At 72.2% G+C, this 9,670-nt stretch carries 8 protein-coding genes and 1 tRNA gene; 6 read left to right on the plus strand and 3 right to left on the minus strand.

Annotated elements, in window-relative coordinates:
* Positions 1–84: 84 nt before the first annotated feature.
* Positions 85–2,577: an SCO7613 C-terminal domain-containing membrane protein gene (locus P1P70_RS33925; protein ID WP_319244669.1), complete on the minus strand. Its 2,493-nt coding sequence runs from the start codon at positions 2,575–2,577 to the stop codon at positions 85–87.
* Positions 2,578–2,703: 126 nt separating this feature from the next.
* Here P1P70_RS33925 and P1P70_RS33930 point away from each other — a divergent pair, with 126 nt between their 5' ends.
* Together P1P70_RS33930 and P1P70_RS33935 are read left to right on the plus strand one after the other, a co-directional pair.
* Positions 2,704–3,162, plus strand: coding sequence for an SRPBCC family protein (locus P1P70_RS33930; RefSeq protein WP_319244670.1), 459 nt, complete (start codon positions 2,704–2,706; stop codon positions 3,160–3,162).
* Positions 3,163–3,201: 39 nt separating this feature from the next.
* A tRNA-Val gene (locus P1P70_RS33935) sits at positions 3,202–3,273 on the plus strand.
* A 39-nt stretch (positions 3,274–3,312) separates the two neighbouring features.
* Here P1P70_RS33935 and P1P70_RS33940 read toward each other — a convergent pair.
* A complete protein-coding gene (locus tag P1P70_RS33940) occupies positions 3,313–4,041 on the minus strand; it encodes a 3'-5' exonuclease (protein WP_319244672.1) in 729 nt (242 codons plus the stop codon).
* Positions 4,042–4,209: 168 nt separating this feature from the next.
* Here P1P70_RS33940 and P1P70_RS33945 point away from each other — a divergent pair, with 168 nt between their 5' ends.
* From P1P70_RS33945 to thrS, 3 genes are all read left to right on the plus strand, one after another.
* A complete protein-coding gene (locus P1P70_RS33945; protein ID WP_319244674.1) occupies positions 4,210–4,776 on the plus strand; it encodes a DUF4365 domain-containing protein in 567 nt (188 codons plus the stop codon).
* The gene (locus P1P70_RS33950) at positions 4,773–6,050 is read left to right on the plus strand and encodes a hypothetical protein (protein WP_413471610.1); all 1,278 of its coding nucleotides are present in this window, start codon (positions 4,773–4,775) and stop codon (positions 6,048–6,050) included. The genes P1P70_RS33945 and P1P70_RS33950 overlap by 4 nt, the downstream gene beginning before the upstream one ends.
* Before the next feature lie 120 nt (positions 6,051–6,170).
* On the plus strand, positions 6,171–8,147 hold the full coding sequence (gene thrS / locus P1P70_RS33955) for a threonine--tRNA ligase (protein WP_319244676.1): 1,977 nt from the start codon (positions 6,171–6,173) through the stop codon (positions 8,145–8,147).
* A gap of 41 nt (positions 8,148–8,188) precedes the next feature.
* Here the strand turns inward: thrS and P1P70_RS33960 are convergent, their stop codons facing one another.
* Positions 8,189–8,845 carry a potassium channel family protein gene (locus P1P70_RS33960; protein ID WP_319244678.1) on the minus strand — a complete coding sequence of 219 codons (657 nt, stop codon included), beginning with the start codon at positions 8,843–8,845 and terminating at the stop codon, positions 8,189–8,191.
* 67 nt (positions 8,846–8,912) lie between these two features.
* Between P1P70_RS33960 and P1P70_RS33965 the strand changes: the two genes are divergently transcribed.
* A complete protein-coding gene (locus P1P70_RS33965) occupies positions 8,913–9,473 on the plus strand; it encodes an HIT domain-containing protein (RefSeq protein ID WP_319244680.1) in 561 nt (186 codons plus the stop codon).
* The last annotated feature ends 197 nt before the right edge of the window (positions 9,474–9,670 follow it).

The following is a 9,670-nucleotide window of genomic DNA, read 5'->3' on the forward strand; positions in this document are numbered from 1 at the left end:
GTTTCGGGGTGCCTGGGGGCGGTGGGGAACTGCGGGTTCGTTGTGGCTGGTCCGCAGTTCCCCGTGCCCCTGACGGGGCGCGCCTCAGCTCAGCCTTCCGAAGAGGTTCCGCACTCGTCGGGCGTCGCGCAACCGATGCTCGTACGTGGCGCCCAGGGCGAGCAGGGCCAGGCCCGCGAGTGCCGGGGGTACCCAACGGGGGAGGGCGTCCACCACCTGGGCGATGTACGGGGCCAGTTCGTGCAGGGCGACCAGGGCGAGGGTGGCACCGCCCAGGAGGAGCGGGGCCTGGAGGCGGTGCCGGGCGCCCAGCAGGGTGACGGCCAGGGCTGCGGCGCCCAGCAGGAGGGGGCGGAGCCAGTGGGTGTCGCCCCAGGCCGCGAAGAGGCTCGGGACGAGCGTGACGGCGAGTCCCGGGCCGTACGCCGTCCAGGACGAGGCCGTCATGTCCCGGCGCCGGCGCAGCAGGCCGACGACCAGGGCCGGGAGGGTCACCGGCAGGGTGTACGCCTCGGGCGATCCGACCTCCCAGACCGCCAGCCGTACCCACGAGGCGGCCACGAAGAGCGCGGCGGCCAGATAGCCGAGGTGTCGGCGGTCCGGTCGTACGGCCCTGCCCGTGACGATCACTCCGCAGAGCGCGAGCGTCAGGGCCAGCAGCGGCGGGTGGGTGGCCGAGAGGGCGATGGCCAGGAGGCCGGCCGCGGCCCCGGACGCCTCGACCGGGATCGTCATGGGCGAGTCGCCGAGGCGCGCCGCGAGCAGGGCCGCGATCGCCGGAACGGTCAGGACGAGCAGGGCGGTGTGCTGCGGCTGCCAGCCGACGGACGCGCCGATAGCGCAGGTCAGAGCCGTGGCGTGGGCGAGGGAAGCGGGCGCGGCGAGGGCGCCGAGGTCCGTGCGCCAGGCCGCCGCCGCGAACAGGACGGTCGAGGTCGCGAGGGCGGTGAGGGTCGCGGGTTCGGTGGCCAGGGAGTGGAGGATCAGGCTCACCGAGGTGACCAGGGCCAGGAGGGTGCCCGTGAGCGGCAGCGGAGACCGTAGGCGATCAGACGGCTTGGACGGCTGAGTGGGCTCGGGAGACTGAGTGGACTCGGACGGTTGAGAGGGCACGGGCGCCGCCGACCGTACGAGTCCGGCCAGGGCCAGGGCTGCCGCCATCAGGACCCCCTGAGTCACCAGCCCGACCACGTACGGCAGTTCCAGGACCGCCGGGAGGACCAGAACCGTCGCCCAGGCGAGGACCGAAGCACCGACCAGGGCCGGGGTCCGCCACGGGGCGGTGCGTCCGGTCAGGGCCAGTACCCCGGCGACGGCGGCGAGGACGAGGGGGACGGTCGCCGCGTTCGGGGGCCACGGAGCGTCGAGCGTCACCGACGCGCGGACGTCCGCGGGCGCGCCGGACCAGATCCGTTCCAGCAGGCTGACCGGTCCCAGCAGCGCGATCGCCACCACCGGCACCGTGGTGGCCAGCGCGAGGCCCTGGACGACGGCGGAGGCGTGGACGAGACCACGCCGTACGGGCTCGGGGGCCTGTGCCCGTACGGCTGTCAACAGGGCGATCCCGCAGAGGAGATGGGCCGGGACCGTCCACACCTCGGGCAGGACCGCGCGGGCGATGCCGCCGAGGCCGACCACTGTGAGCAGTCCGCCGGTGAGGGCGGTGCCGAGGGCCAGGGCGGGCTTCGGGGCGAGCCAGGCGGTCGTGAGGGCGATCGCCGCCGCGAGGGCGAGGAGCGCCGCCGCACGGGCGGCGGCGCTCGGGCCGGCGGCGGCCCACGAGAGCCACCCGGCCGCCAGTACACCCCAGGCACCCCAGCCGGACGCGCCGACCACGGCGACGATCCGTACCGGCTTGAGGAGCACCCGGAGCGCGATCGCGGTGTCGGCGGCCGCTGTCACCAGCAGCACCGCCGTGACCGTCTCCACGCTCGCGTTCACCGCGAACGACCAGAGGAGGAGCGGGAGTTGCGCGGCGACCAGGGCGAGGGGGAGCGGCAGGCCCAGGCCCGTGCGGGGCAGGGTCGAGCCGGACTTCGCCGCCCCGGTCGGCAGCGCGCCGAGCCCCAGCCCGTACGCCGCCCACACCGCAGCGAGCACCGCCGTCGCGGCCGCCGCGTACCCCGTGCCGTCCGCCCCGGTGAACGCGACCTCGTGCAGGGCGTACGCGTCCAGGACGGTCAGGGCGAGGCCCAGGCCGGCGACCGCCTCGGCCGTCGAACGCAAGCCGCGCCGGAGGAGGAGCACGGGAGCGCCGAGTGAGGCCACTGTCACCGCGCCGAGCACCAGCGCCCGGCCCGCGATGCCCATGTGCCCCCAGCTGACCAGCGTGAACGCGATCGCCGCGATGGTCAGCAGGACGCCCCCGAGGACCAGCAGCACGTTCTGGACGCGGGGCGCCGACGCCTCGGGGCGCCGTACGGGCGGCGCGGTGGACGTGGGCCCGGGCGCGGCGGCGTACAGGGCGTTGACCAGCCACGCGCGGCGGCTCAGCAGGAAGGCGCGGCGGGCGTCGAGGTGCCGCAGCTCGGCGTCGAGGACCCGCAACTCCTCGGCAGGGGACGGAAAGGACGTCATGCATCGGAGTGTGGTCCGCGTCACGGCGTACGACATGAGTGCGGATACTCAGGACGTACTCACTTCCCGCGCGAACCGGTGCTGCGCATCCCGCCCGACCCGGCCCTGTGCAGGCAGAATCCGACCATGGACTGGTGCCACTACCGCTTTCTCAGCCTCTGGAACCTGCCCGCCGGGCCCAGCGCCGTGTACGACGTGCTCCAGCGCGTCGACGACTACCCGGACTGGTGGCCGCAGGTCCGCGAGGTGACCCGGCTCGACGACACCACCGGCACCGTCAGGATCCGCTCGGTCCTCCCCTACGACCTCGCTTTCACCGCGCGGGAGGTGCGGAGCGACCGGGCGGCCGGGGTCCTGGAGATCGAGATGACCGGTGACGTGGACGGCTGGGCCCGGTGGACGCTCACCGCCGACGGGACCGGCACGCTCGCCCGTTACGACCAGGAGGTCGACGTCTCCAAACCCCTGCTGCGACGGTTCGCCGTGCCGGGACGGCCGGTCTTCCGCGCCAACCACGCGCTGATGATGCGGGCAGGGCGACGAGGACTCCTCGCGTACCTCACGGCGGGCGGGCAAGCGGTTTGAACCAGAGCCGTCAGGGCCTGTATTGTTCACTCCGTTCCCGGGCGATTAGCTCAGTGGGAGAGCGCTTCGTTCACACCGAAGAGGTCACTGGTTCGAACCCAGTATCGCCCACCGGGAAAAGGCCGGTCCGCAGCAGCGGACCGGCCTTTCTCATGCCGCGGCGGCCGGCAGATCCGGGCGCAACGGCCAGGCCGGGTCCACCGCTTCCTCCGTGCCGCTGCGGGCGAACCAGGCCTGGAGGCCACGGGCCTGGGCCGCGTGCCACACCGCCTGCAGGGTGTGCAGTTCGGCGGGGGAGAGGCGGGCGAGCCGAGTCGCGAAGCGGTGGCCCACCGCGCGGACGACGTCCATCGCGGCCTGCGCGTCGGCCGCCGCGTCGTGCGCGCCGTCCAGGGTCACCTCGTAGTGCGCGCACAGATCGGTGAGCGTGCGCCGGCCCTTGCGGTAGCGGTCCAGATGCTTGTCCAGGACCCGCGGATCGAGGACCCGCAACGGCGTCGTCTCGACATAGCGATCCAGCGACGAGGCGCGGTGCCGTCGCAACTCGCGGTCCAGCAGGGTCAGATCGAACGGCGCGTTCATCACGACCAGCGGGCGGCCGCGCGCCGCCTGCTCGGCCAGCGCCCTGGCTATCTCCTCCATCACCGGCGACGGCCACCGGCCGTCGCGCTGCAACCGCTCGTCCGTCAGCCCGTGCACCGCCGTCGCCGCGGCGGGCACCGGCACGCCCGGGTTCACCAGCCACCGGGTCACCCGGGGGCGGGTGCCGGGCGCGTCCTGGACGACGACGGCGGCCGACACGATCCGGTCGGTCTCGACATCCACACCCGTGGTCTCCGTGTCGAACGCCGCCAAGGGCCCCTCGTACCAACACGTCATGTGTCCACAACTCCTCGTTCACCCACGGCAGCTGACGCCCCGTCTTCTGCCAGTTTGGTGATACCCGGGCTGTTTGCGCCGTACGCCGGACGGAGACAACAGAAGTACGGGTCTGTGCAGTTCAGGGGCTCGGCACGGGGAAACACCTGTAGCGGAAGGCTGTTGGTCATGGCCATAGCGCAGCCCGAGCGGGGCGGGCTGCTGCCCGAGCACGCGGAACCGCTCCGCGGCTCCCTCGCCACCACCGCCTGCATGGAGACCCTGCAGGTGGGCTATCTCCACGCCGTGGCGGCCGCCGCCGGCTGCTCCCTGTCCCAGCCCTTTCCGGACAACGGCATCGACTGGCACGTCAGTCACGGCTCGCCCGGTCACACCGTCGACGACGAGGTCACCATCAAGGTGCAGCTCAAGGCCACCTACCAGCTCGCGCCGAACCCCCCGGGCCGCTCCTTCTCCTTCACCCTCGACAACGACCACCTGGCGAAGCTCGCCCGCACCCCCGTCTCGGTGCACAAGATCCTGGTCGTGATGATCGTCCCCAGGTCGCGGGAGCAGTGGCTGCGGGCCGGCCACGACCGGCTCGACCTGCGGCACTGCTGCTACTGGACCAATCTCGCCGGACACCCGATCACCGGTCGGCGCCGCACCACCGTGCGCGTCCCGACCTCGCGCATCTTCGACGACCGAGCGCTCTGCGAGATCATGACGCGGGTCGGAACGGGAGGCAGACCGTGACCCACGGCCCCATCGACGACACCCCGCGCCCGCGGACCGCGGGCGTCTCCGCGCGCCGCCCCATCAACCGGCCCGCAGGTCCCGCGCGGCCCCACGCCGTCGAACCCGCCTGGACCCAGCCGCCCGACCCCGCACAGGTGGACCCCGCCGTGCTGGGCGCCCTGCTGCGACGGCACGGGTGGCAGCGGCGCGGCGGAGCCACCGGGCGGTACGGGCGCTGGACCCCGCCCGAGCCGGCCGGGCGGGCCATGAGCCTGCTCGTGCCGGAGAACCGGGCCTTCCCCGACAGCGACGACCTGCTCGGCGAGGCGCTCACGGCGCTGTCCCGCAGCGGTTCGCCTGCCGCGCGGGACGTGCTCATCGCCCTCACCCTGCCCAGCGACGAGATCCACTGGTGGCGCGACGTCCCCACCGGCCCCCTCGGCACCGCCTCCTGGGTCGTCGAGGACCAACTGCGCTCAGCCGCCCGCCAGATGCTCCTCGCGGCTGCCCTGGCCACCCGCGCCCGCGCCGGCTACCACGGCGCCCGGCACCGCCTGCCCGCCGCCGCCTCGCTCGACGGTGTCCTCGTCGGCGCGGCCCCCGGCGGGCGCCGGCTGACCGCCTTCGTCCCCGTCGCCACCGGCCGGTCCCTCGCCTTACGACTCCACCAGGCCCTCTACGCCGCCCGCGAGGCCATCGACTACCAGCGCGCCACCGGCGGCATGGACGCCTTCGACGGCGCCGTCGAGGCCGGGGTCAGCCACGAGCTGACCGAGGCCCTCGTCGCCCTCGTCCGCGGCACCGAGGGCGCCCGCGTCGCCGTCGACTGGGCACCCGCCGCCGGGGTCCCCGCAGGCGGCGCGACACCGGCCGACCCCGTCGAGTTCTCCCCGGGCGACCTGCCCGTACTGCGCGAGGCCGGGGCCCGCTACCTCCGGTCGGAACCCCCGATGCCGGTGCGCATCACCGGGGCCGTGGTGCGGATGCGCCGGTCGGCGGCGCGCGGCGAGGGCACGGTACGACTGCGGGTCATCGCCGGCGCCGAGGTCCCGCACGTCCGGATGACCCTGGACGAGGAGTCGTACCGGATCGCGGGGCAGGCCCATCTCGTCGGCCTTCCGGTCCGGGTGCACGGCAGGCTGGAGAGCCGGGGCGGTTTCCGACGGCTGACGAACGCCGATGGGATCGCACCCGTGCAGGTCGACGAGGCCGAACGCGACCGGCTGATGAAGTCGCTGCAGGAGACCGCGGAGATCACGGCCTTCTTCGAGGAGGCGTGCGGAGGGGACTGACCGCGTCCGCCCTGACCGCGTCCGCCCTTAACCGTTTCGCAGAGGGCACCCCTGGCTCGGTACGATTCGGGGACCGCCTACGGAAATCCGTAGGTGGTCCCCTTCAGTCAGGAGAGACCGGTGTCCGACGTCCGTGTGATCATCCAACGCGATTCCGAGCGGGAAGAGCGCGTGGTGACGACGGGCACTACGGCCGCCGACCTCTTCGCCGGCGAGCGGACCATCGTCGCGGCCCGCGTGGCCGGAGAGCTGAAGGACCTCGCGTACGAGGTGAAGGACGGCGAGACCGTCGAGGCCGTGGAGATCTCCTCCGAGGACGGCCTCAACATCCTGCGCCACTCCACCGCGCACGTCATGGCCCAGGCCGTGCAGGAGCTGTTCCCGGAGGCGAAGCTGGGTATCGGCCCGCCGGTCCGGGACGGGTTCTACTACGACTTCGACGTGGAGAAGCCGTTCACGCCCGAGGATCTCAAGGCCGTCGAGAAGAAGATGCAGGAGATCCAGAAGCGCGGCCAGCGCTTCTCCCGCCGCGTCGTCACCGACGAGGCCGCCCGCGAGGAGCTGGCGAACGAGCCGTACAAGCTGGAGCTGATCGGCCTCAAGGGTTCGGCCTCCTCCGACGACGGCGCGGACGTCGAGGTCGGCGCCGGAGAGCTGACGATCTACGACAACCTGGACGCCAAGACCGGTGACCTGTGCTGGAAGGACCTCTGCCGTGGTCCCCACCTGCCCACCACCCGCAACATCCCGGCCTTCAAGCTGATGCGCAACGCCGCCGCGTACTGGCGCGGCAGCGAGAAGAACCCCATGCTCCAGCGCATCTACGGCACCGCCTGGCCCTCCAAGGAGGAGCTGAAGGCCCACCTCGACTTCCTCGCCGAGGCCGAGAAGCGCGACCACCGCAAGCTGGGCAACGAGCTCGACCTGTTCTCCATCCCGGACGAGATCGGCTCCGGCCTCGCCGTCTTCCACCCCAAGGGCGGCATCATCCGCCGGGTCATGGAGGACTACTCGCGCCGCCGGCACGAGGAGGAGGGCTACGAGTTCGTCTACACCCCGCACGCCACGAAGGGAAAGCTCTTCGAGGTGTCGGGCCACCTGGACTGGTACGCCGACGGCATGTACCCGCCCATGCAGCTCGACGAGGGCGTGGACTACTACCTCAAGCCCATGAACTGCCCGATGCACAACCTGATCTTCGACGCGCGCGGCCGCTCCTACCGTGAACTGCCGCTGCGCCTCTTCGAGTTCGGCACCGTGTACCGGTACGAGAAGTCCGGCGTCGTGCACGGCCTCACCCGCGCCCGGGGCTTCACCCAGGACGACGCGCACATCTACTGCACCCGCGAGCAGATGGCGGACGAGCTCGACAAGACGCTCACCTTCGTCCTGAACCTGCTGCGCGACTACGGCCTCACCGACTTCTACCTGGAGCTGTCCACCAAGGACCCGGAGAAGTTCGTCGGCTCGGACGAGGCGTGGGAGGAGGCGACCGAGACGCTCCGCCAGGTCGCCGAGAAGCAGGGCCTCCCGCTGGTCCCGGACCCGGGCGGCGCCGCGTTCTACGGTCCGAAGATCTCCGTCCAGGCGAAGGACGCGATCGGCCGTACCTGGCAGATGTCCACGGTCCAGCTCGACTTCAACCTGCCGGAGCGCTTCGACCTGGAGTACACCGGCCCGGACGGCTCCAAGCAGCGCCCGGTCATGATCCACCGCGCGCTGTTCGGCTCGATCGAGCGGTTCTTCGCGGTGCTCCTGGAGCACTACGCGGGCGCGTTCCCGGCGTGGCTGGCCCCGGTTCAGGCGGTCGGCATCCCGATCGGTGACGCACACGTGGAGTACCTGCAGAAGTTCGCCTCCGAGGCGAAGAAGCAGGGTCTCCGCGTCGACGTGGACGCCTCCTCCGACCGTATGCAGAAGAAGATCCGCAACGCCCAGAAGGCGAAGGTGCCCTTCATGGTCATCGCGGGCGACGAGGACATGGCGGCCGGTGCCGTCTCCTTCCGTTACCGCGACGGCTCGCAGGAGAACGGCATCCCCGTCGAGGAGGCCATCGCGAAGATCGCGCAGGTCGTGGCGGACCGCGTCCAGATCTGAGGCGTACCCGCACCGAGGTGAGGGCGAGGCCCCCGGAGAGTTCAGCTCTCCGGGGGCCTCCGCTCGTCCTCCCGCGCGAACACCTGGAGCAGCCATGTCCCGAACGAGCCCGTCACCGTGCCGAGCAGGGCGAGACCGCAGGCCATGAGGAAGACGGCGATCGTCCGGCCCAGCGGGGTCACCGGGGTGACGTCCCCGTACCCGACCGTGGCGAGCGTGGCGCAGGTCCACCACACGGAGTCCCCGAACGTCAGGATCGTCGCGCCCGGTGCGTCGTGCTCCTGCTGGTAGACGGCGAGGGCGCCGGTGAAGCCGAGCAGAGTCACGGACAGGCCCGCGTAGACGGCCACGCGCGCGTGCAGGGAGAGCCGGGGCCGTTCGTGGCGGCGCTGCACGGCGTCGTGGATCTGCACCACGCGCAGGGGGCGCAGCAGCGGCAGCACGAGGACGACGGTGTCCAGCCAGTGGACGCGCACGAACCTCGGGCCCAGCCCGCTCAGCCGCCAGCGCACCGCGTAGTCGAGGACGAAGACCGCCCAGCACGCCATGGTCACCGCGAGACAGAGGTCGAGCCAGACCTGGGGGAGGTCGTGGGCCAGTACCCGCACCGCGTACGAGGCGAGGAAGAGGGCCGACGCCCCGGCGAGGACGCGTCCCGTGCGGCGTTCCCAGCGGAGCGCGAGGCTGTCGTGGTCCATCGCCTCAGCTTGGCCTCGCCCGTCCCGCCCCGGCACCCGGCGACACGCCGCGAACGGGCGAAGCCATATGCTGCACTGCATGACGAGTGAGCCGGAGCAGCAGATCGGAGTGGGGACGCAGGACGCGTTCCAGCGCCTGTGGACGCCTCATCGGATGGCGTACATCCAGGGCGAGAACAAGCCGACCGGTCCTGGGGCCGACGACGGCTGTCCGTTCTGCTCGATCCCGGCCAAATCGGACGAGGACGGCCTGGTCATCAGGCGCGGGGAGCACGTCTACGCGGTGCTCAACCTCTACCCGTACAACGGGGGCCACCTCATGGTCGTGCCCTACCGGCACGTCGCCGACTACACGGACCTGACGGTCCCGGAGACCGCCGAGCTGGCCGAGCTGACCAAGCAGGCGATGACCGCTCTGCGGACCGCCTCCGGCGCGCACGGCTTCAACATCGGCATGAACCAGGGCTCGGTCGCGGGGGCGGGCATCGCGGCCCACCTCCACCAGCACATCGTGCCGCGCTGGGGCGGCGACACGAACTTCATGCCGGTCGTCGGCCACACGCGGATCCTGCCGCAGCTCCTGGCCGACACGAGGAAGATGCTGGCGGAGGCGTGGCCTACGGCGTAAGCCGGGTGGGGTGCGTGGAGGTTGGGGGCCGTTTTCGTCCGCGGGTCCGGTGGGGCTTCTCGCGCAGTTCCCCGCGCCCCTGAAGGAGGCCTGCGGCCCTTCATCAAACAGCACGGGGCGCAGCCCCTGCTTTTTGAGGGGCGCGGGGAACTGCGCGACCAGCCCCACGCACCCGCGGACGAAAACGGCCCCCACCC

Origin of the sequence: Streptomyces sp. MB09-02B (assembly GCF_033794485.1) — a bacterium.
In the GTDB taxonomy this organism is placed as follows: Bacteria; Actinomycetota; Actinomycetes; order Streptomycetales; family Streptomycetaceae; genus Streptomyces.

Excerpts from the sequence above, each read along its gene's own strand:
- P1P70_RS33965 (WP_319244680.1), top strand. The coding sequence starts at position 8,913 with ATGCTGCACTGCATGACGAGTGAGCCGGAGCAGCAGATCGGAGTGGGG.
- P1P70_RS33940 (WP_319244672.1), bottom strand. The coding sequence starts at position 4,041 with ATGACGTGTTGGTACGAGGGGCCCTTGGCGGCGTTCGACACGGAGACC.
- P1P70_RS33945 (WP_319244674.1), top strand. The coding sequence starts at position 4,210 with ATGGCCATAGCGCAGCCCGAGCGGGGCGGGCTGCTGCCCGAGCACGCG.
- P1P70_RS33960 (WP_319244678.1), bottom strand. The coding sequence starts at position 8,845 with ATGGACCACGACAGCCTCGCGCTCCGCTGGGAACGCCGCACGGGACGC.
- P1P70_RS33925 (WP_319244669.1), bottom strand. The coding sequence starts at position 2,577 with ATGACGTCCTTTCCGTCCCCTGCCGAGGAGTTGCGGGTCCTCGACGCC.
- P1P70_RS33930 (WP_319244670.1), top strand. The coding sequence starts at position 2,704 with ATGGACTGGTGCCACTACCGCTTTCTCAGCCTCTGGAACCTGCCCGCC.